Below are 21837 nucleotides of genomic sequence, written 5' to 3'. Positions count from 1 at the left end.
GGAGTTGGGGGGATGAGCAAGTAGTATGGTTCAAGTATCTTCTATCCCTTTGTTTATCACTGCCAGTATCTGCTTTCTTTTAAGTTTTTTCTTTTTGCTTCTATATTATCGCTTGACCTCCCGCCATGAAGAGTTCGTAAATTATTACTTGATTTTCGCGCTTTCAGCGTTAACCAGTGGCGTTTTTTTTGGTGCATTTGCAGTACTCGTTAATTCAAGCGATAACCTTACCTATCTCAGTATTTCTAACCGTATAACCGTTATTGCGGCGATGTTTACCATAGTGTTGAGTCTGCATTTTTACATTGCTTTTTTTCAATACAAAGTGCCTATTTTTTTGAAGTGGTGCTACGTAATTTGTGGTGCTTTTTCCTTGTTGACCATGGTGCCCAATCCGTACTTTCTTAATAATGCTTTCTACTCAACGTCTAAGTACTACACAGGCTTAGAGTTTGGGGCATTATTCCAGTTGTGGGGGGCATGGATTTTAGTCCTCGCCGCTTATTGTATTTTTATACTCGTGAGAGTGTTTAATAGACAACGCATCAGGCAAGAGAATGGGAATACGAATACGGTGTTATTGTTGTTGGTAGCAAATATCGTGTGGGTGATTACAGGTCTTTGCGATACGTTCACCGGTATTCAGGTGGTTGATTTACCTCCGTTGAGTTGGATAGGCTCATTTTCGGTTACTTCATGTATTGCGTGGGCGTTGGTTTTACATATAGATGATCTTTATGAAGAAAGGCGGTTGCTGAGTAACCGGCTTATGTATGACCATTTAACCCAAGCATTCTCACGTAGTTATCTTGAGATACGTTTAACGGAAGCTGTGAACCTAATGCGACGTGGAGAGTTGAACTGGTTATCGGTATGCGTATTTGATGTAGATGACTTCAAAAATATCAACGATCAATATGGGCATGCTAATGGTGATGCGTTGCTTACCCAAATCACTACTATTATAAAAGACAATATTCGCCAGTCTGACTGTATAGCACGGTTGGGAGGGGACGAGTTCGTTATTTTATTTGCCAGCAAACAAGATGAAAATTATGCGGCTACTACGGTCGAGCGAATTCGTGAGCGCATTGCAAAAACAGATTTCGGTAAAGGCGAGTGCACGTTTAATACTTCTTGTTCGTTCGGTATAGTCAGTGTTACGCCAGAACAATTGACTATAACCAATGTGGTCGAAGTACAGGACTTGGCAAACCAAATGCTATCGGGTGCAGATGAAGCATTATATCGCGCCAAGAACCAAGGCAAAAACGCGGTCTGCATTGCCACCTTCAGTGATTAATAGCGCCTTTTTGTTTTCTGGCACATAGATACATAAGAGCAAAGAAGCCGACAATAAAAGCGAAACCAACGAATACGCTAAGTGCGAACAGGGTATCGCTAAACAAATCCATATTGCACTGCCTTTCCATTTCCACTTCCGTTATTCGATGCGACAAGATGGTGTATTTGTCGTACCTATTAAAATCCCTTCACTGTGCTTTAATGGTAATGCTTAAAAAAACACAAGTGGATGAACGCATTAAGGCAATACAAATTCCTAATGAATTAGCTATTTAGCCTTTACTGTATGGCTAAATACGTTGCACTATATAAATCATAAGCACCTATCCTTCATAAACAATAAAATATAAAAAGGCTTCCAATGATGAAATTACGGCGAACACTAGCCGCTTTAGCTGTATCTATTAGCACGCTAGTTAGTCTCTCTTTTCCGGCATTTGCACTAGAAGATACCGTTAATCCCAAGCTTTTCGAAAAAATGGAATATCGTAATATTGGGCCTTTTCGTGGCGGTCGCTCTGTTGCCGTTTCAGGCGTTGATGGTAACCCCAACCTTTATTACATGGGGGCCGCAGGTGGTGGCGTGTGGAAAACAGATAACGCCGGTTTGTCTTGGAAGCCGTTGTCTGACAAGCATTTTAAAGTAGGTAGCATTGGAGCAATTGCTGTAGCACCCTCAGATCACAATGTTATTTATGTCGGCACAGGAGAAGGGCCTATTCGCGGTGTAACCACCAGCCACGGTAAAGGTGTATATAAGTCTACCGACGCGGGTGAAACCTGGGAGCTAGTTGGTTTAGAAAATCGTGGTCAAATTCCTAAAATTCGCATTCACCCCACCAATCCAGATATCGCGTGGGCGGCTGTTCAAGGTAATATTTGGGCGCCAAATGAAGCGCGCGGTGTATTTAAAACTACCGACGGTGGTAAAAACTGGAAGCACGTACTTAACGTTAATGCCGACACTGGGGCTGCAGATTTAGCGCTAGACCCATCTAACCCGAGAGTGCTTTACGCCAGCATGTGGCACCATGGAAGAACGCCTTGGTTCGTAAAATCAGGCGGCGACGGTGGCGGTATTTATAAGTCCACTGACGGTGGCGAAAGTTGGGATAAACTAGAAAAAGATTTACCCAAGCTTATCGGAAAGGTGGGAATTGATATTTCTGCCTCTAACCCTAAGCGCGTTTACGCCATTATTGAAGCAGACAACGGTGGCTTGTACCGCAGCGACGACGCTGGCGCTTCTTGGCAGCTAATGAATGGCGATAATATTCTTAAAGCCAGAGCCTGGTATTACAATCATATTAAGGTTGACCCTAACGACGAAAACACACTTTATGTAATGAACGTACAGCTGCACAAGTCTATCGATGGCGGCAAAACCTTTGAAATTAAATCACTGCCACACGGCGATACCCACGATATGTGGATAAATCCTGAAAACAGCCTGAATATGATAAATGCCAACGACGGTGGCGCAACCGTAACCTTTGATGGTGGAAAGTCGTGGTCGAGTATTTATAACCAACCCACTGCGCAGTTTTATCGTGTAGTTACCGATAACCTGGAACCCTACCATGTCTATGGCGGCCAGCAAGATAACACGACTATGGCTACCCCTTCTTCTACTTATGATAGCGGCATTGGTATCGCCGAGCAATTCGCAGTTGGCGGTGGTGAAAGCGCACATATCGCCTTTGATGCCGACAATCCTACGCTGATTTACGCCACCACTATTAATGGCACATTAACCGAGTTCAACAAGGACACGGGGCTTACTCGCCCTATCATGCCTTATCCTGAATACGTATTTGGGCGCAATGCGAGAGATCAGAAATACCGTACCAACTGGAATGCGCCGGTATTGGTGTCGCAGCACGACCCTAAAACAGTGTACTACGGTACGCAGATGATATTAAAAACCACCGATAGAGGTGTTAACTGGCAAGAGATAAGCCCAGATTTAACCCGCAACGAGGTAGAAAAGCAGGGCTTAAACGGCGGACCTATCACCAACGAACAAGCCGGTGCTGAATACTACAATACGGTTTTCTATATTGCTGAATCGCCAGCAAATGCAGGTGAACTATGGGTAGGTGCAGATGATGGCAAGTTACATTTAACCACAGATGAAGGTAAAAATTGGAAAGACATTACGCCTCATAAAAAAGAAGCACAGGTTAATGCTATTGAGCTAAGCGTTCACGCTGAGGGTAAAGCCTATGTAGCGGTAACCGGCTATAAACTGAACGACTATCAGCCTTATATTTATAAAACAGAAAACTACGGAAAACGCTGGACTCGCATAGATAAAGGCTTGCCTGAAGATGCGTTTGTTCGCGTAGTACGTGAGGATAAGCAGCATGAAGGTATGCTGTTCGCGGGAACTGAAAGCGGTATGTTTGTTAGTTTTGACGATGGTAAAAACTGGCAGGAGATGGCGCTTAATTTACCCCCTGTCGCAATAACCGATATGCAGGTAAAAGGTGATGACTTAGTTGTGGCAACGCAAGGTCGTGGCTTTTGGATTTTGGACGACATAAACCCGCTGCGTGAAGTCAGTGGTTCATTACACAATGAAGCGCTGTTTCAATTTAGCCCTGTCGACGGTGTGCGCTTGTTGTCTGGCGGCAATATGAGCGGCCAACCAGAAGCGAAAAACCCTCCTCGCGGAGCAAGGTTCCGTTACTACCTAAAAGATGAGTTAGAAGAGAGTGAAAGTCTTCGCATTGATATTTTTGATTCGAAAAATCAACTCGTGCGTACGTTATCGTCAACCGCAGATGCGTTTGAAAAGTGCGCCAAGGGTAACGAAGACGCACGTAGCCCGTTGAAGTTTACACATCCTTCAACAAATGAAGGTTATAACGAGTTTATATGGGACCTGCGACGCTCACCTTTAAACTGTATTGATAATGTGAAGTTATTTGGTGGCTGGAAAGGCGCCAGAGTAATGCCTGGCGACTATAAAGCGACTATCACTGTAGGCGAGCAGTCTCAGACCCGACCGTTTAAGGTACTGCCAGACCCAAGAGAAGAATCTGATGCCGCCCAATTACAAATTGTTGAGCAAAGCATTCAGGCGAGTGAAAACTTACTAAACGAGCTATTTGAGCACTTGCAAAAAGCCCGTAACGTGCGTGAAACGCTAAATGGGGTAACTGAGTCTAACGTGGTACTAGCCAGCGAAGTGTCGGCATCTATTGACCGTATTGTTAGTGCTATAGATGATTGGGAAGCATTGGTGATTCAACCTAAACACCAAACCTTTGAAGATGACATAAATTGGCCAAATATGCTCGACCGACAAGTTCGCTTTTTAATGGATAACTTCGATAGAACCGGCGCGCCAGCACAAGCTGGGGCAGTACAACGTTTAGACGATTTAGAGGTCAGATGGCAAAAGTACAAACTACAGTTAGAAATTCTATTTCGTGAAAATGTTAAGCCAGTCAATGAAGCGCTTGCTGAAAAAGGCGTGTACGATCTAGACAGTTTGTAGGCTGTTTGTGCGTACTGAATTGTACTTTGTAAAATGAAGGTACGATGAAGGTGTTCGATAGCATTATCGGCACACTTTAAACAAAAAACCGACGTTAAGTCGGTTTTTTGTTTTTTAAATTAGGCCTTCACATCTAAAAACGCTATAGCGTGAGTACACACTAATGCTCATCAAATAAAGACTTATTTCTAATGTATTTTCTCATGTAATGGTAGGTAATAGGTCTTAATAGCCAGCTACTTAACGATTTAAAAAACCGCTTATGCGTGGGCGTGTTTTCATAGATTTGGTCGTCGTGCAGCCATAGCATTTTACCCACGTGCCAAAAGTAAAAAGGGAAAGGAGGCATAAACGTTACTACGTCTAAATCACAGCAAATACGGTATGTTTTGTGGTGTAATAGGTAGTTTTTGTACCATGAGCGACTGCCTACTGCGGGTTGGCCAAAGGTCACTACCCGTTTTACCGCTTTAGCATTTTTTCTTTCGAAATAGTCGGCCATCAGCACGGCTACTGCGCCTCCAGAAGAATGCCCTATAAATGTAAAACGCTTACCTTGATTTTGCAAAGGCTCTAGTACTTTAACCAAAAGTTCTTGCAATGGCAGCGCTTCGTCAATCGTCTTCGTGCTTGAATACATGGGTTGATGAAGTAGTCGACTAAAGCCCCAATGTACATAGAACTTTTTATCGACTTGTTTGATTCTAGTGGGTAGGAATACCAAATTTGCGAGCCAGTCTTTTAGTCCCAGCGAGCCCCTAAATACCACAATGGCTTCTTTTTTATTATCTACCCAAAGGATCCTGACGCTCATCCGGCCATATTTATCGACCAAGTGACGTTCGTGAAAGGGCTTTAATACTTGACGGTAATGCGCTTCGGCATCGGGATAGGAGAGTTGGCAGAGAATGGCATATCGCTCGTATTGATAGCGCTTGAGCTTTTTCATAGACAACTATATCAACTCGCTTTACTCAGTTTTGTGAACGGATTTAATTCACAAACAATGACTCGAGTTCTAAAGCTATAGTGTTTTTGTTTCAGTGATATTACGCACAGAATAATGAGGGCGAATAAAAGAAGTCACGTAGAGGGCGGAATAAGCAGGGCGAACAAAAGAAAAAGAAGTAAATCATCATAACCAGGCTACAAAACCGCATTATTCGATGCTCTCTGGAATGCTGATACACCATTGGTTCCAGACAAAATCGTTTATGAATAGAACCGAATAATGCGCCGCGGCAAAGTGATCTAACTATATATAATTAACACTATTAATTAGAAGGGAAATACAGGTCTTCATTAGGGAGTTTTTACGTCAAACGTAACACGTCGCCACTTTATTCGTATGACAGGTGCTGGTCTATTAGTCGCTCATAGTCCGTTCTCTTTGGCTTTAGGAGGCACTCAGTCGCGGAAAAAGTTAGGTGTTGCCTTGCTAGGTTTAGGCAATTACAGCGCTAATTTACTTGCGCCAGCACTTCAGCATACCGAACATTGTGAACTGCGCGGAATAATTACCGGTACAGAAAGCAAAATTTCAAAGTGGCAGCGTAAATACGGTATTCAGGATAGTAATGTGTATACCTACGATACGATTGATGAGGTTGCGAATAACAAAGATATTGATGTTATTTATGTAGTTACGCCAACCGGTACACATAAAGATTTTGCAGTAAAAGCCGCGAACACAGGAAAGCACGTTTGGTGTGAAAAGCCTATGGCCATGAATAGTGACGAATGCCAAGCCATTATAGACGCATGTAACAAGAATGGTGTGACGCTATCTATTGGTTATCGCATGCAACATGAGCCCAACACACGCACTTTTCATCACTATTTAGAAAGCATGCCTTATGGGAAGTTTAAGAAGGTATCTAGCTTTGCTGGTTACGCTGGGCAAGGAAGAGACGCTAGCAATTGGCGAATGCAGCAACACATGGGAGGTGGGGCGCTTTATGATATGGGTGTATACGCTATTAATAGCGCTCGGTTTTTAACAGGTAAAGAGCCATTATCCGTTACAGGTAGTCATCCACCCCAGCGTTTCCCTAATAAGTTTACCGAGGTTGATGAAACCACCATGTTTACCATGGATTTCGGGAATGGACTAATGGCTGATTGTGGTACAAGCGTAGTAACAGAGTTCAACCACTTTAAAGCAGAGTGCGAACAAGGTTGGTATCAACTGAGACCAATGCAAAGCTACAATGGCGTAACGGGTATAACCTCTGATGGGAAAAAGTTTGAACCTATTCAAGGCATGCAGCAAACGCTTCAAATGGACAATGATGCTTTAGCCATACTCACCGACCGACAACCGCTAGTAACCGGGAGTGAAGGGTTAGCCGATATTCATATTGTTGATGCAATATTTCGGGCCGCACAAACAGGAAAAACGGTGGCGGTTTGATTAATAGTCAGGCACAAAAAAACCAACTAAAAAGTTGGTTTAAAAGTTTGGTACCAGTGGGCGGACTTGAACTGCCACGCCATTGCTGGCAACGGATTTTGAAAAGTTAGTGTTTGAAATAATTATTTTAAATCAGCAAGTTAAATTGTAATAATGACGCTTTGCAAATTCTTTGCATGACTAACAGCTTTTCGCAAAAAAAATGCTTAAAGCCACTTTACCCGATTCTCCTTCCCCCAGTCCACGAAGCCCCAAACAAAGGTGATGAGGTTTAGGTGGAATCCCTTTCTATCAGATTCAGATAAACGGCGTGTTTTGATCTGAAATTCCATGCCATAACAAATAAGTTGAGGTTTATTGAAGACGCTGTGATTACTGACGCCGCACGCATTCGATTAGAGTAAATGACGTTTTTTATTACCGGATTCATATGTGCCAAGAAATCAGTTCGGTAAACAGAGGCGTAGCTATGATTTCTTTGGAAAATCCATTTGTATTTTCATCGGTGCTTTCACGTTTTTCTATTAGTCCGACTTGCCATGCAAAGTCGAACCAGAAATGAAAAATATACTGGGAGGGAAATTCTATCTTTGCAAGCTCTGACAACGAATCTGCTTGATCTGGGAAAGCCTGCTCATAAAGTACCTGGTATTTTCGGTAATGTCGCCATTCAGTGCCAAGATGACGAAGCATATACAATGAGTAACCTATACTGAACTGATAGAATGCACAATCGCTCTCATTACCACTAATGTACGCCCAGTTGTACTCAGTAGCATACGTTTTAAACAGTATTTGATAAAGTTCAGTCGCAGCTGTGTTATCACCTTGCTGTATGCGCTCATAAAGTTGCCATGTTGATTTCAATGGCTTCCAGCGCCCACCGTGTTTACGAATTAATTTGGCAATCAACAAGATGCTGCGAACTACATGTAGGTTAACGAAATCGTCTTCTTTATTTATTTTGGAAACGATAAAGCTGGGAGCAAACTCTTTCATATAACTATCGAATAGCGACCGACATAAATTGCGGGGCAAATTTCCATTGGCGGTGCACTTAACTCCATCAGCCCCTAAAGCTCCTATTAAATTTACAGCTAACCAATAAACAGGGGCTGATGTAAATTTGGTAACATTCGAAAATTGCCAGCTAAGTAAATCACTGGATTCGAAAGGCTCAGTAAGTAGCTTGTGAGTTTGGCTTGGTGTGAGGTTAAGCATATCAGTATTCGGTGAACTGTTATGCTCATTCATATAGTTCTCAACAAATGCTTGGGCATCCTCAATTGAGTCAAACTGCTCGTTGGCCATGGCTTGTGATATTGCCTGATTGAGTTCAGTGGCAGGATTTGAGGTTTTCTCTTTTTCTGCATAGAAATCGGTAATACCAAATCTTGGAAGCTCTTCTATCTCTCCGTCTTCAAGCGCTTTTAACATTGCCAGGTTATTTTCAGCTAACAAGTAATCTGGATCAATTGCCAATGCTCGATGAAACGCACGTTTTGCAGACAAGTGATCGCCTAAATACATCTGACAAATTCCCAAATTGCCGCAACTTTGTACATGCTCAGGCTGGCTTTTTAACAGTAGAGTAAAGCAGTTTGCCGCTTCACTGAACTTATGACTTTCTAACAATACAACACCTTCTTCAAAAATTTCGGCGTCTATAAGGTACTGTTCCAAAGTGAGGTGTTCGGGAAGTTGCTCTCTTATCGCCTGGAGATGGAGTCTGGCAGGTTCATATTGATGAAGTTCTTCCGGTGACGCACTGTCAAGCGCATTTTGAAAAGCCGCTAAAGATTCAGCAACTGAGCCAGATTTTTCGGCACAGAGTCCAAAATTAAAATATACAAAAGCAGGTGCGTAGCCACTGTTTATTGCTTGCTTAAAAAACAAATAACCATCGGTATGATCGTCATCGATAAATACAGCTGCTAGCCCTTGAAGCGCGAAGCAAACAGGATGTCGGGGGAATTTCCTGACCGCCTTTTTTACAATGAGTCGGGCAAGTTTGTAATCTTCGTCATCAATGGCATCAAAAAATGCGTCAAGCCGCATTTCTAGTTTCGGGAAATCTTTATCAAACTTTGTCAAGTAAGTAGTCTTGAATCGCTGAATTAATGTAAAAGCATAACATGCAGAGTTTTCAATTTTGAAGCCGAATTGATTAAATAAATGCTCCGGTATAGGTATATCATGAAAATATTGCGGTCCACTCGGAAATCTATCCGTTTCATTTTTCGTCTATCGGACTATAATAAGTCTATATTTAGACCAAAGAGATTGTCATGAAAACTCAAACTGTATCTTACATGAAGGAACATGCGAATCATCTGGAATTGGATAACCCCATTTTGGTCACGCAAAATGGCAAGCCAAAGTATGTTATTCAGGATGCGAATGACTACGAAGAACAGCAACAAACTATAGCATTATTAAAACTCATAAATTTGTCAGAACGCAGAGCGCGACAGAACGGGCTATTTGATCTGGATGAAGCATTTGACGACGATTGAATACAGCATAAAAGTGACACCGGTTTTTAAACTTTGTTTGAAAAAACTGGATGCATTTTTAATCAGAAAATTTAATCACAATGTTGCAAACGAGGCCAAGCGAGCTATTAAATCGAAAGTTAAGTCTCAACTCTCTGGAAATCCGTATTCTGCGCCTCATAGTGACAGGCTCCTGGAGTTAGGGTTAACCGAATACAGGCAGCTTCTTGTCGATAGTCATAATGTGGTGCTTTACCGAGTTGAAGAGTCTACAAAGACAGTCATTCTTCTTCTAGTTTTTGATTCTAGACAAGACCTGAAAAAGCTTTTGTTTGAAGTTAATTTACTCGTCTGATTTACCCCAAAATAATAGAACAGGATAAATACTGATCCCCCGTTAATGGGGTAGAGCCCAGAACGACGCTGATTTCAGACACAAAAAAACCGACTCAAAAGTCGGTTTCAGTATCTTTTTCTAAAAGAAGAATATGGTACCAGTGGGCGGACTTCGGTTGGTCGCCACGCGATGAGCCGACACTCGGACGTCACGCTTGCGTGGAGGCTTTATCAATCACCAGGCACAAAAAAACCAACTAAAAAGTTGGTTTAAAAGTTTGGTACCAGTGGGCGGACTTGAACCGCCACGCCATTGCTGGCAACGGATTTTGAATCCGTCATGTCTACCAATTCCATCACACTGGCTTGGATAGGTGTGCTATCGCTAAGTGGTGCATTATAGCGATGCAGCGCTCGCATACAACACTTTTTTTAGCTTAAATGTCTAAGTGCTGAAAGATTATCCAATTAGTGCTTCGGGATGGCTCCTACCAGCGCTGAATCGTCCAGTTAATAGCGATAATCGCAATGATTGATGATAGGAGTGGCATCAAGGTTTTTGCATAAAATGCAAAATGACGCAGCCACAGCAACAAGGGTAGTAATACTGCCACAATAGCCAACTGACCCACTTCCACACCAATATTAAATGCAACCACACTTAACACAAGGTTATTTGACTGCGCATTTAAATCGGCAAACACGCTGGCGAACCCCATTCCGTGTAATAAGCCGAAGGCAAAGGTAATAATGCCTAATCGCACAATGAGCGGATAGATATTATTAAGAGCAGTCAGCAGCACTGAAATAGCGATTCCAAGCTCGACTAAACGGCTATCCAACGCAATAAAATTCAGAGCGGTAGCGGTCAGGGTAATAGAGTGCGCTAGGGTGAATGCACTGACTAATATTACAGTGTGCTTTAGTATTCGAGAAGTTGAAGGCTCTTTTTGCCACTGTTTGTGCTCTCTTACCAGGTTAACGGTAAGCAAGGTAGCCACTAAAAACAGGATATGATCGATACCAATGAAGATATGCCATACACCTTCGTACACTAGCGAAATGAACAATGCGGTTAGTGACGTAGTGCTAGCATCGAATGTAACGCTGCGGCTATCTGTATCAAGTACGCTGGTAACAGATGTGTTATCTGAACTGCTTTTTGAACTGCTTTGTAAACGACTTCCTGATTGATCAGCAAGGTTTACGTTTACAAGAAGCTTATGGGTAGGGCTATGTTCAAAAATGCCGTCGTAGTGAATGCCCAATGTACCATCTGATTCACACATAACTTGAATTGGTGAGACCAAGTAAGAATCGCCGGAAACACTTCTAATATTTGGCATGCTAAGGTTAATTTCACAGGGCGAGTCATCTACTCTAATACTTAGCACTTTCGTTATATAGCGCTCTAACAAGGGCTGATTTTGATGAATCTCACCCCACGTCAGTGCGCCATTGCCGTTAGTGTCTAGTCCGGCTACTTGCCCAATATCATCAGGCTTTAATAACAATTCGCCGCTATAGGTATTTTCTTCACCCGCGTTAAGGGTTAAATACCCGCTACTCAGTTCGTGGGCGTTTACTACGCTTGCGTTCATAACTAAAAGTGACAAAAAAAGAGTAACTACAAGTGCTTTCATATATTTTCTTTAATTCAATGTCGATGATGTGGCAACAGCGCTTTCGGCCCGTGCCAGTAACCTAGCGTCACTTCGTGTTTGTGCAGCTTGCCAGTTTATCCTAGCGAATTTCAGGGCTATAGCGGGTTTATAGTCAATATCTAAAAAGTAACTAGCTACTTGCGCTGCATGAGACACATCTTCCCGCCAAGTACGTAAGGCCATTCTATCAGCTAATTGCTTTTGAATTTCAGTATCATGAAGACGTATTTGCCGTTCTGCTTTTGCCAAGCGAAGCAATAAGCCATCGTCTATGTTCTTTTCTGTACTGTTGGAGTTGCGATTAGCTGCAGCTTGAATTGCTGTAAGCCTTTTAATCACATCTTGAGATTTTGAAAGTTTGAGCTTAGCGTCAGACCATAGCAATAGTGCGCTTACGGGCAGTTTTTGTGTGTCTATTTTGTTCAGGTGTGAAAGCGCAGTCTCGGGTTTATCTAGGGTGTAGGCCATTGCCGCCAAGGTTTCGTAATACCACAGGCGTTCGCTCGCGCCCCCTTGCTTGATGCTAGTGTTATTAGCATTCATTTTTTCTACACGAGATTTTTCAGCAAATGCCTCAAGGTTTAGTAGTTTCTCGTAGCTAGCACTATTAGTATTAAGTGTGAATTCGGCGTTTAAAATACATGTGAAAGCCAATAGATAACTGGTTTTGCCAACTAATTGTTGGCAGTATTTTTTGGCCGCTGCGGGGTTGCCTTGCTGAATGTTAATGTCTGCTAGTAGCAGTAAAGCAGGTGCATAAAGGGGCGTTTTTATTTCGTTTAAAATAGCTTCAGCTTCGCGAAATTGATGGGTGCCTTGCAGCACCTTGGCCTCTAACACCATAAGTTGCGTTTGCGCACTAGCTGAAAGGGAGCTTTTTTGCTGTTTTTGATAATGGATGAAGCGAATCACCTGTTGTCTTTCATTACCTGTGGCATCGGGATAACGGCTTTGACTAAGCACTGTTTGTGCTTGTGCTACGGTCATTTTTACTTGAGGTTGTGCACTCCATGTGGCGATAACTTTATTGCTAGGAATGTCATCTGATGTAACGCTAAGAGACGCTGTATCATCAAATGCCAGCGCCGATGAGTATAATGTAGACAAAGCGCTAAGTGCGATAAGCCGAGCCATTAATTTCATAGTATGAACTCCTAGGGTAGATAAACGTAAAGTAAACAAACTTAAGAAAAAGCAGCGCCATCCCTGGCGCTAGTGCTATTTATTGCTGAGGTAGTAAGTCATCAAAACTGCTTTGCTCAGCATCCTGAGTGAACGCTCTTCCGTTAATAGGAAGTGGGTCATCAGTCGCTTCTTGATTAAATGCATCTCGTGTATAGCTTGAAAACGAGACTTGCTGCGCTTCAATGGTGATAGTCACTTCGCCCGTGTCAGCATCGGCTACGCCGTCAGATACGCTGAAAACAAAAGAATCAGTTCCGGTAAACTGCGCATTCGGCGTATAAGTAAAATCACCGTTTGCTGTTACCGTTGTGGTTCCGTTTTCGCTGTCTGTGGCTAGCGTATAAGTTAAAGCATCGCCATTAGCATCACTTGCACTGAGCATTTCGGTGAACGCAATATCAGCCTGGGTAGTAAACATGGCATCTTCAGCTACCGGTGCCACGTTTACTTCTGGCTTATCATCGTCACTGTCAAAGCATCCAGTAAGCGCACTTACTGCGCCTACCAAAACTAAGCCTCTTAAAAGAGCGTTGTTCATAATCATCACTCCTTATTCAGAACCCGCAATAGGGGTTTTAAGGTAAGGGAACGACGCATCGGTCATGCTGGCATCAACTGGCGCGCCATCAGTGAATGGAACATTACCTACGCTTGCATCTTCTTCAGTACACAAGCCTAAATCAGTATCTTCACCATTCACTGGAATGGGATAACATAAGCGACCCATCACAACGCGTAGGGCAATATCTACCACATCATCGCCAGGTCTTCTTCCGTTCGGGAAGCCAGCTAAATCGTCACCTGCCACACCGAATGCAGATTGGTCGGCTGCAGGCGTTGCTGGAATGCCTGTATTTAACCGAAGCATTTCCGACGCGGTAACTGAGGCCTGTTGGTTAACACCAGGGAAACCTGTTAAGAATGCAGCAACTAAATCATTTCTTGGGAAATTAGTTGGCGCTAACGTTTCTATTGATGTTCCTAACGTAGTATTAACCGCATCTTTGAATAAGATATTCAGCAACTCTGGTAGGGCAGGGTGGGTGACATAATCAGCGAACTGACCATCATCACTAGGATGTGCGCTAGAGAACGTATCTTTATCGCCAATACCAATAACAAGTTCGTTAACCAATGGGCTACCTAAACGAGATACTTGGGTCATCGCGCCGCCATTAACTTCTGGCGATTCAAAGGATGCATCAGGGTTTAGGATACGTGCTTGTGGAAGGCTGGCTGTTGTCCAACTGCCCACTACGCCATTACCGTCGCCAGTAACACATGCTGAAGGTACTTCAACAGAAATTGAGGTCACATTTTTATCGGCTAAGTCATCGTTATCATCGCTTTGGGTAATACCGCCTGGAAAGCCAGCGCCATCACCTGCGCCAGGGGCGCTGTCGCCTTCAACCGGAACGTAGTTAACCAAATCAAAAGTTTTACCCAGATTTACCACAAATGGGTCTTTACGTTGACCCACAAATACCTTAGCCATGTCATTACAGCCTGGTATCGAGAATGAATAGATAAAGCTTTCTGCATAGCGGGCGTATTCTGCTTCGCTGGTGAAGGTTTTATTACCAATGTAATCAAGCGGTTTGGTAAACCTATCACCTGCACTTGGCGTTAGCGTAGTACGCTCACCGCTTTGTATGTCGCCAGAAACCATAGTTAAGCTATACATTTCTGAGAAGTTAGCGGCGCTTTGATCGTCTGCACTAACAGGGCCAATGTTCTTTAATGGCACTTTCACCATTTTTTCTTCGCCAGCTGCGCCAATAGGTAATGCAATGCCTTCGTTTTCGGCGGCAAGCATAGATTGAAACTCAAAAACGAAACTAATGTCTTCAACTGCATCGCCATCGCTGTCGATATGTATAGTATATTGCGCGTTTGGATCCATGGCGAAATAATTAGGGCCGCCATAGGCATCTTGCAGTGGAATGTAATTTGCGATGAAAGTAACGTAGCCCTCACGCCCTTCTTCGTAGCTATTAAATGCGTAAAAGTCGGTACTGTCTAAAGCTGGATGACGTGTAATGTTAGGCGCTTCTCGGTGACTTGAAGCCACTGCGCCTGCGGCAATAAGTGCGCAAGAAACTGCAACTACTGAACGTTTAATCGAAATCATATTATGTCTCTTAGTGAGTGAGTTCATAAAGCCAAACGATTCGGATGCACAGTTGGATGCAACTATTTTACTTTTATTTAAATTACCTTTTTCATACACAAAAAAGCCGGCTTGAATGCCGGCTTTCAAAAGTACTTTTTTAGAAATGTCTTCTCTATTACACAGAAACCAGCGGCGCAATGTATAACACTTCAGTAGGTGCACCGGTTTTTGAGCCGCCTGGCGCTTCTAAGCTTACGGCTAGTGCCGCGATGCTACCGTTAAGTAATATGGCATTAGTAGCAAAGTGCTCAAAGCCCGATTCAGGCAACAAACCCAATGAAATAGGCGCTTCTCCATTTTCAGGTACCATCCATAGCTCGTAGTCTTTATCGGTCGTAGCAGCAAATGCACTGGTCACTTTTACATCCATGGTAGATTCAGATATTTCTATTACCCATAACGGCGCATTGTCGGCGTTATTAAACACCGCAACATGTGAAATTTCTTCGTCGGCTACTGGCATCATCACGACGAGAAGTACCGCAAATATCATTGCAGCAGCGGTAGACAGAAAGGAGAGATAACGCCATCTAGCCTGCTTTGCTTGTTCAAACTCAAGTACGTTCGACACTGGTTTTGTTGAATTGCCATGATCAAGACGATGCTGAATTTGTTCCCACACAGCATGGGGAGGCTTTACAGGGGTTATGCCGTCTGAGAAGCCTACCAAGTATTCTTCCCATTTGGCGGTGGTTTCACCTACGATTTGGTACTGCATCAATAGTTTTTGATACCGTAGACGCGCTTTGCCACGTAAGGTGCCCACCACATATTCGGCCGCGAGTGCGTTTAACCGTTCTTCTTTCAAATAATTCATAATGACAAACACCTTTGTAAGCTTTGAAGGCCACGTCTAATCCAGCTTTTGATAGTGCCCAGAGGCGACGACAAATGGTTCACAACTTCTTGATGGGAAAGTCCGTTTACATACGCTAACTGTATTGCTTGGCGTTGGGAGTGGTCCAATTCATCCAAGCATTCCGCTAATTTATCTTGCTCGGTATTCATCCGAACGGGGGTAGAAGACTCATCTAATTGAGGCGCTTCGTTATCTAGTGATACTTCATTTCTCACATTGTGATAGCGCATTAAATCTAATGCACGGTAGCGAGCAATACTGACCATCCAAGTCAGCACAGTACCTTTACCTCTTTGGTAACTGCCTGCGTTATGCCATATTTTGATAAAAGCATCTTGGGTAGCTTCGTCGGCCAGTTCCGGCCGCTTCAAAAGCTTTAACACCACAGCATACAGTTGAGGGCTAGTTAATTTATATAGCTCAGCAAAAGCGGCTTTATTGCCATTCGCTGTTTCACACAGTAGGGGAAACAAGGTTTCATGTTCCATAAAGTATCCTTCTTTACCGAGCCATACATGGCATTTAGAAATTAAATGGCCTTAAGCTTCGGAACTCTGATCAGGGCATAGACACAAGAATTTTTCGATCGATTGTTTGTGTTTACATGTTATTAAACGTTTGCCGTCTGTAATTAGATGCAAAAAGTATAAATATTCTTTGTGCTCTACACCTTACACGCTATTTCTAACCGGTTATAGCTTAGCAATTCACAATACTAAGTATTAAAACTAGCCCTGTTTCCGTATCGGTTATTTATGCCTTGTCAGGGTTGTGGCACACTAGCGCGGTATTGAACTGTATCGGAAGTATTTTGAACAAAAGTCACAACAAAGCGTCACGTGCTGCACGCAATGCAAAAAAAGCGAATAAGCGTGAAAAACTCACCGAAAATGAAGCTGTCGAGTTAACCTCTTCTTCTGAACGTGCAGGGTTTATTCGTCGTTTAGCTGCCATGATTTACGATACATTAGTTGCCGTTGCGGTGGGGATGTGTGCTGCTATGGTGGTAATAGTGACGCTTATTGTGTTGCTTTCAAATGGTATATTGGATTTGCAAGGCTACGAGCAGCCCGCTGAATTAATTCAAGCATCTACTGGGTATAAGTTACTGATTCAAGTATGGGTTGGTTTGTGGGTGGTTGGTTTCTTTTTATGGTTTTGGAAGCGAGGTGGGCAAACCTTGGGAATGCGTGCATGGAGACTTCGTATTTTCAGCACCGTAGATGCACCTATGACATGGCCGCGATTGCTTATTCGTTTGGTGGCCTCACTAGGTGGCTTAGGTACGCTATTGGTGCTGTTTGATTTTAAGCACAAGCAGTCATTGCAAGATAGATTGGCGCAAACCCAAGTGCTCAAATTGACTAAAGAAAGTAACGATCATAAAAGCTGGTAAGCAAAAGCGCTAATACCAATAAGAAAGGGAAGCTAAGCTTCCCTTTTTTGTATCCAGTGTTGAAGCGGCAGAGCCTAGTGCGTCTGAAGATTCAACCAAACGCTTAATTCAAGCGACTCAATAGATGACTCAAAATACGCTACTTTCTCAGCATGATGGCGGCGATGGCCGCGAACAATAAGCTGGGAAGTAAAGCGCCTAAAAACGGTGGAATTTGATATACCAAGCTAAGTGGGCCAAACACTTCATTTAAAATGAAGAAGCCAAAGCCGGTCAGTACGCCCATGATCACCCGGGCACCCATAGTAACACTGCGCAGCGGGCCAAAGATGAACGACAAGGCCATTAATAGCATTACCCCTACCGACACAGGTTGTAATATTTTGCGCCACAGTGCCAATTCGTAGCGTGATGGATCTTGTCCGTTATTGGCTAAGTAGCCCACATAGTCTAGCAAACCAGAAATAGATAGAGCTTCAGGTTTTACGGCAACAATACCCAACTTATCTGGCGTTAATGTCGAGTTCCATTGCATACTTTTTTCGTTATCTAACGTTACCGCGGTTTCACTAAAACGCGTAACGTCCACATCACTTAAACGCCACTCACTGCCATCGAAATTACCCGATTTAGCATAGGTAATACTTTCAAGTGAAAGGTCGTCGTTAAAATCAAAAATATTAATATCTTTTAGTGAATCACGACTTAACACTTCGCCAATACTCACGAAGTGTTCGCCATCTTTAGCCCAAACCAATTGCTCTGAAGAGAATAAGCTTCCGCCTGAAATGGCCTCTGTGCGAATTTCTTTGGCTTTAGATTCACTGAAGGGGGTGACCCATTCACCCACAGCCATGACCAATAGAATCATGATAGTGGCAGACTTCATGGTAGAGACAATTATGTTCCATCTACTCATGCCTGCTGCTTGCATAACAACAAGCTCACTGTTGCTGGCAAGTACACCCATACCGATTAACCCGCCCAGAAGGGTTGCCATGGGGAAAAACTGTTCTAAATCTCTTGGTAAGCTAAGCACGACATAAAGGAACGCCACCATCATGTCGTAGTCGCCTTCACCCACTTTACGCAGTTGCTCTACGAATTTAATCAGTGCGCTTAAGCCAATAAGGACCGATAGAGTAACAGTTACCGTACCTAACAGCGTGCGAGCAATATATAAATCGAGGATTTTAAACATCTATTTTTTCCCCAATATCCAGGCCCTAAATTGGGTACCTGTTTTTCTGTCTCGCACAATCAAGGCAACACCAATTATCAGCATGATGGTATGCACCCACCACAACCCAAGTTGAGGGGGGATTTTGCCGTCTTCTAATACCCGTCTGCTGGCTAATAACAATAAGAAGTAGCCAAGATAGAGCAGTATAGCCGGAAACATTTTTCCAAATCGGCCTTGGCGGGGATCTACCGCGCTCAATGGCACCGCAATAAGAATCAAGAAGGGCAGTGAAAGAGGAATAGCGATACGCCATTGTAACTCTGCACGGGCTTCTATCGATTCGTCACCCCATAATTCAGTAGTAGGTAAAACGCTAACCTTGCGTCTTGCTTCCTCTGCAGGCTTATCTGCTATTTGAATTTGGTATTCATCGAATTCTACCTTGCGGTAGCTTTTTTGCGACTGCTGACCTTCGTACTGCACCCCTTGTTTTAACACCAAGTTTCGGGTGCCATCAGGGTTACTGGCTACTTGCCCTGTTTGCGCGTAAACCACTTGAACCTGATTTTCACCATTTTCAGTTTTATTTTGCGATAAAAACACGCGGCGCAATTGGTCGTCCGTATCAATGTCGTGAACAAAAATAACCGCTTTGGCATTACCGGTTTGTTGGAATCGACCAGGAATAATGGCAGAAAGGCCAGCTTCGTTTCGGGCTTTTTCCCTAAGTTGGTACTCGTTTTCAGCCGCCATAGGGGCAAAATAGAGGGTAATCGCCCCCGTAACTATCATAATGAGTACTGAGAGAAACAACATCACTCGGGTGATGTACCACTCACTGATACCGCATGCGCGCATGACAGTCATTTCGCTGTCTACATACAGTCGCCCATGGGCCAGCATAATGCCTAAATAAGCGCTTATAGGCAGCACGAGTGATGCGAGAATAGGGGCGTATAGCCCAAGAAAGCCAAGTACTAGTCCTGCTGGTATATCGCCGTCTGAGGCATCACCAAGTACACGTACAAATCTAAGGGTGACAAATATCGCCATTAGAATGAAAAATATGGCTAACTGAGACTTAAGGGTTTCCTTAAGCAAATAGCGGAATATCAACATCTCAGTCCTACCGGAAACTTTGGAATTTTAGTGAAAGAAACCACAATTTTGAGTAAACTTACCGTTTTTACAAGTTTTGCCTGCAATCATAAAATTAATTGCATGGTGTGGCGAAGCAAAATTGACATAATTTACGTCAACATTGCGTCATTCGCAGCTAGCATGCAAGTATGGCTGCGTATTAAAACATAAAGCAGCGCGAAACGTTATGTGAATTTAGTCAGCATGCAAATCTTAAACGACGAAAAACGAGGTGATATCGTGGAGTTTAGTGTAAAAAGTGGCAGTCCGGAAAAACAACGCAGTGCCTGTATTGTTGTCGGGGTCTTCGAGCCGCGCCGCCTTACCGCGGTGGCTGAACAACTAGACGAAATCAGTGAAGGCTATATTAGCAACTTATTACGCCGCGGCGACCTAGAAGGTAAAGCCGGGCAAATGCTATTGCTGCACCATGTACCGAATGTACTGAGTGAGCGCGTATTACTAGTTGGTTGCGGAAAAGAGCGCGAACTTGATGAACGCCAATACAAGCAAATTATTGCCAAAACCATTACTACCCTGAACGAAACGGGCTCGATGGAAGCGGTGTGTTTCTTAACGGAATTACACGTTAAAGGTCGCGACACTTATTGGAAAGTGCGTCAAGCCGTAGAAGCTACCGAAGATTCTTTGTATACCTTCTTGCAACTTAAAACCAAGAAAGGTGAACCACGTCGTCCGTTGCGTAAAATCGTATTTAACGTACCTACACGTCGCGAACTCACCGTGGGAGAGCGTGCAGTAGAGCATGGGCTAGCCATTTCTCGCGGCGCCAAAGTTACCAAAGATGTGGCTAACATGCCGCCAAACATTTGTAACCCTGCTTACCTGTGGGAGCAAGCCCAGTCTTTAGCCAGCCAATACGACAGCGTGAGCGCTGAAGTTGTGGATGAAACCCAAATGGCTGAATTGGGCATGCAAGCTTATTTAGCTGTGGGCCGTGGTTCTGCAAACGAAAGTATGATGAGTATTATGCACCACCGTGGTGGTCCAGCCGATCAAGCACCTATTGTGCTGGTGGGTAAAGGGCTTACCTTCGACTCAGGTGGTATTTCAATTAAGCCTGGCGAAGCCATGGATGAGATGAAATACGACATGGGCGGTGCAGCTGGTGTGCTAGGTACTATGCACACTATTGCAGCGCTAAACCTGCCTATAAACATTATTGGTGTGCTAGCCGGCTGTGAAAACATGCCAGATGGTACGGCTTATCGCCCAGGTGATATCTTAACCACCATGTCGGGGCAAACGGTTGAAGTATTAAATACGGATGCAGAAGGACGCTTGGTACTGTGTGATGCGTTAACCTACGTTGAGCGCTACGAGCCTGAGCTGGTGATTGACGTGGCTACCTTAACCGGTGCCGTCATTATCGCGCTTGGCCACCATGCAACCGGTGTAATGAGCACACATAACCCGCTTGCCCATGAACTGCTAAATGCATCTGAACAAAGTTCAGATCGCGCATGGCGTTTGCCAGTGTGGGATGATTACCAAGAACAGCTTGAAAGCCCGTTTGCTGATATGACTAACTTAGGTGGTCGTCCGGCAGGCAGTATAACGGCAGCGTGTTTCTTGTCTCGTTTCACAAAGAAATATAATTGGGCGCACTTAGATATTGCCGGTACTGCATGGCGCAGTGGCAAGAACAAAGGTGCAACAGGGCGACCTGTTCCTATGTTATCGCAGTTCTTAATGAACCGCGCTGGCACCAAGTTAGAGGACTAACGCACGATGCCTCAAGTCGTGTTTTATCAACTGAGCGCAGGCGACACCAGTGTGGCGTCTCGCGCGAGCGAACTTATTGCAGATGCTTTTGCCAACAAGCAAAAGATAAGCGTGTTATGCGATACGCAAAAGCAAGCCGAAGAAGTTGATGAATTTTTATGGCAATTGCCAGCCAATCGCTTTGTACCCCACAACCTATATGGTGAAGGGCCACAAAGCGGCACACCGGTGGAAATTTGTTGGCAACCCGAGCAGGTTGCCCGCCGTCAAATGGTGGTTAACGTTGGTTCGGGCATGGTGCCTTCGCCAAATCAACATCGCCAAATTATCGATTTTGTTCCCGTAGATGACGAAGCCAAACAGGCTGCACGGGTGCGATATAAGAACTACCAGCAAGCCGGATGTAACATGCAGTTTAAGAAAACTGCGTAGTGATC

The 21837-nt window shown here is 43.8% G+C and carries 18 protein-coding genes and 1 tRNA gene; 8 read left to right on the top strand and 11 right to left on the bottom strand.

Going from position 1 to position 21837, the window contains the following annotated elements:
- The first annotated feature begins 25 nt into the window (after positions 1-25).
- Together AAC006_RS08915 and AAC006_RS08910 are read left to right on the top strand one after the other, a co-directional pair.
- Positions 26-1303 carry a diguanylate cyclase gene (locus AAC006_RS08915; RefSeq protein ID WP_339349035.1) on the top strand — a complete coding sequence of 426 codons (1278 nt, stop codon included), beginning with the start codon at positions 26-28 and terminating at the stop codon, positions 1301-1303.
- 363 nt (positions 1304-1666) lie between these two features.
- Positions 1667-4810, top strand: a complete 3144-nt coding sequence (locus AAC006_RS08910; protein ID WP_339349034.1) for a glycosyl hydrolase — start codon at positions 1667-1669, stop codon at positions 4808-4810.
- A 160-nt stretch (positions 4811-4970) separates the two neighbouring features.
- Here the strand turns inward: AAC006_RS08910 and AAC006_RS08905 are convergent, their stop codons facing one another.
- Positions 4971-5759: a thioesterase domain-containing protein gene (locus AAC006_RS08905; protein WP_013782764.1), complete on the bottom strand. Its 789-nt coding sequence runs from the start codon at positions 5757-5759 to the stop codon at positions 4971-4973.
- A gap of 399 nt (positions 5760-6158) precedes the next feature.
- Between AAC006_RS08905 and AAC006_RS08900 the strand changes: the two genes are divergently transcribed.
- The gene (locus tag AAC006_RS08900; RefSeq protein ID WP_013782765.1) at positions 6159-7223 is read left to right on the top strand and encodes a Gfo/Idh/MocA family oxidoreductase; all 1065 of its coding nucleotides are present in this window, start codon (positions 6159-6161) and stop codon (positions 7221-7223) included.
- 426 nt (positions 7224-7649) lie between these two features.
- Here the strand turns inward: AAC006_RS08900 and AAC006_RS08895 are convergent, their stop codons facing one another.
- Positions 7650-9317: a tetratricopeptide repeat protein gene (locus tag AAC006_RS08895; RefSeq protein ID WP_208805910.1), complete on the bottom strand. Its 1668-nt coding sequence runs from the start codon at positions 9315-9317 to the stop codon at positions 7650-7652.
- A gap of 194 nt (positions 9318-9511) precedes the next feature.
- On the opposite strand from AAC006_RS08895, the gene AAC006_RS08890 reads away from it, so the two are divergent.
- A complete protein-coding gene (locus AAC006_RS08890; RefSeq protein ID WP_013782767.1) occupies positions 9512-9739 on the top strand; it encodes a type II toxin-antitoxin system Phd/YefM family antitoxin in 228 nt (75 codons plus the stop codon).
- Positions 9726-10073, top strand: coding sequence for a type II toxin-antitoxin system RelE/ParE family toxin (locus AAC006_RS08885; RefSeq protein WP_013782768.1), 348 nt, complete (start codon positions 9726-9728; stop codon positions 10071-10073). Before AAC006_RS08890 ends, AAC006_RS08885 begins: the two co-directional genes overlap by 14 nt.
- A gap of 260 nt (positions 10074-10333) precedes the next feature.
- Here AAC006_RS08885 and AAC006_RS08880 read toward each other — a convergent pair.
- From AAC006_RS08880 to AAC006_RS08850, 7 genes are all read right to left on the bottom strand, one after another.
- Positions 10334-10420 (bottom strand) — tRNA-Leu (locus AAC006_RS08880).
- 122 nt (positions 10421-10542) lie between these two features.
- Positions 10543-11697, bottom strand: coding sequence for a HupE/UreJ family protein (locus AAC006_RS08875; RefSeq protein ID WP_126873094.1), 1155 nt, complete (start codon positions 11695-11697; stop codon positions 10543-10545).
- Positions 11698-11706: 9 nt separating this feature from the next.
- Complete coding sequence (locus tag AAC006_RS08870; protein WP_339349033.1) at positions 11707-12861, bottom strand: hypothetical protein; 1155 nt, start codon at positions 12859-12861, stop codon at positions 11707-11709.
- A gap of 79 nt (positions 12862-12940) precedes the next feature.
- The gene (locus AAC006_RS08865; RefSeq protein ID WP_208805909.1) at positions 12941-13441 is read right to left on the bottom strand and encodes an Ig-like domain-containing protein; all 501 of its coding nucleotides are present in this window, start codon (positions 13439-13441) and stop codon (positions 12941-12943) included.
- Positions 13442-13453: 12 nt separating this feature from the next.
- The gene (locus AAC006_RS08860) at positions 13454-15034 is read right to left on the bottom strand and encodes a DUF4331 domain-containing protein (RefSeq protein ID WP_208805908.1); all 1581 of its coding nucleotides are present in this window, start codon (positions 15032-15034) and stop codon (positions 13454-13456) included.
- Between the two features lie 157 nt (positions 15035-15191).
- Positions 15192-15893, bottom strand: coding sequence for an anti-sigma factor (locus AAC006_RS08855; protein ID WP_338454969.1), 702 nt, complete (start codon positions 15891-15893; stop codon positions 15192-15194).
- On the bottom strand, positions 15890-16423 hold the full coding sequence (locus AAC006_RS08850; RefSeq protein ID WP_013782774.1) for a sigma-70 family RNA polymerase sigma factor: 534 nt from the start codon (positions 16421-16423) through the stop codon (positions 15890-15892). Before AAC006_RS08850 ends, AAC006_RS08855 begins: the two co-directional genes overlap by 4 nt.
- A gap of 446 nt (positions 16424-16869) precedes the next feature.
- Between AAC006_RS08850 and AAC006_RS08845 the strand changes: the two genes are divergently transcribed.
- Complete coding sequence (locus AAC006_RS08845) at positions 16870-17331, top strand: RDD family protein (protein WP_260563518.1); 462 nt, start codon at positions 16870-16872, stop codon at positions 17329-17331.
- Positions 17332-17470: 139 nt separating this feature from the next.
- Here the strand turns inward: AAC006_RS08845 and lptG are convergent, their stop codons facing one another.
- Together lptG and lptF are read right to left on the bottom strand one after the other, a co-directional pair.
- Positions 17471-18532, bottom strand: coding sequence for an LPS export ABC transporter permease LptG (lptG, locus tag AAC006_RS08840; protein WP_013782776.1), 1062 nt, complete (start codon positions 18530-18532; stop codon positions 17471-17473).
- Positions 18533-19633 carry an LPS export ABC transporter permease LptF gene (gene lptF, locus AAC006_RS08835; protein ID WP_013782777.1) on the bottom strand — a complete coding sequence of 367 codons (1101 nt, stop codon included), beginning with the start codon at positions 19631-19633 and terminating at the stop codon, positions 18533-18535.
- A 261-nt stretch (positions 19634-19894) separates the two neighbouring features.
- On the opposite strand from lptF, the gene pepA reads away from it, so the two are divergent.
- Positions 19895-21400, top strand: coding sequence for a leucyl aminopeptidase (pepA, locus tag AAC006_RS08830; protein WP_013782779.1), 1506 nt, complete (start codon positions 19895-19897; stop codon positions 21398-21400).
- A gap of 6 nt (positions 21401-21406) precedes the next feature.
- A complete protein-coding gene (locus AAC006_RS08825) occupies positions 21407-21832 on the top strand; it encodes a DNA polymerase III subunit chi (RefSeq protein WP_013782780.1) in 426 nt (141 codons plus the stop codon).
- The last annotated feature ends 5 nt before the right edge of the window (positions 21833-21837 follow it).

This window comes from uncultured Alteromonas sp., from assembly GCF_963976965.1.
Lineage (GTDB): Bacteria > Pseudomonadota > Gammaproteobacteria > Enterobacterales > Alteromonadaceae > Alteromonas > Alteromonas naphthalenivorans.
Note: the sequence above shows the minus strand (reverse complement) of the source record. Positions and strands in the feature narration are given on the sequence as shown.

Bases quoted from the DNA above. Each gene is read 5' to 3' on its own strand.
- AAC006_RS08915 (WP_339349035.1), top strand. From the start codon at position 26: ATGGTTCAAGTATCTTCTATCCCTTTGTTTATCACTGCCAGTATCTGC.
- AAC006_RS08910 (WP_339349034.1), top strand. From the start codon at position 1,667: ATGATGAAATTACGGCGAACACTAGCCGCTTTAGCTGTATCTATTAGC.
- AAC006_RS08905 (WP_013782764.1), bottom strand. From the start codon at position 5,759: ATGAAAAAGCTCAAGCGCTATCAATACGAGCGATATGCCATTCTCTGC.
- AAC006_RS08900 (WP_013782765.1), top strand. From the start codon at position 6,159: ATGACAGGTGCTGGTCTATTAGTCGCTCATAGTCCGTTCTCTTTGGCT.
- AAC006_RS08890 (WP_013782767.1), top strand. From the start codon at position 9,512: ATGAAAACTCAAACTGTATCTTACATGAAGGAACATGCGAATCATCTG.
- AAC006_RS08875 (WP_126873094.1), bottom strand. From the start codon at position 11,697: ATGAAAGCACTTGTAGTTACTCTTTTTTTGTCACTTTTAGTTATGAAC.
- AAC006_RS08870 (WP_339349033.1), bottom strand. From the start codon at position 12,861: ATGAAATTAATGGCTCGGCTTATCGCACTTAGCGCTTTGTCTACATTA.
- AAC006_RS08865 (WP_208805909.1), bottom strand. From the start codon at position 13,441: ATGAACAACGCTCTTTTAAGAGGCTTAGTTTTGGTAGGCGCAGTAAGT.
- AAC006_RS08860 (WP_208805908.1), bottom strand. From the start codon at position 15,034: ATGATTTCGATTAAACGTTCAGTAGTTGCAGTTTCTTGCGCACTTATT.
- AAC006_RS08855 (WP_338454969.1), bottom strand. From the start codon at position 15,893: ATGAATTATTTGAAAGAAGAACGGTTAAACGCACTCGCGGCCGAATAT.
- AAC006_RS08850 (WP_013782774.1), bottom strand. From the start codon at position 16,423: ATGGAACATGAAACCTTGTTTCCCCTACTGTGTGAAACAGCGAATGGC.
- lptG (WP_013782776.1), bottom strand. From the start codon at position 18,532: ATGTTTAAAATCCTCGATTTATATATTGCTCGCACGCTGTTAGGTACG.
- lptF (WP_013782777.1), bottom strand. From the start codon at position 19,633: ATGTTGATATTCCGCTATTTGCTTAAGGAAACCCTTAAGTCTCAGTTA.
- AAC006_RS08825 (WP_013782780.1), top strand. From the start codon at position 21,407: ATGCCTCAAGTCGTGTTTTATCAACTGAGCGCAGGCGACACCAGTGTG.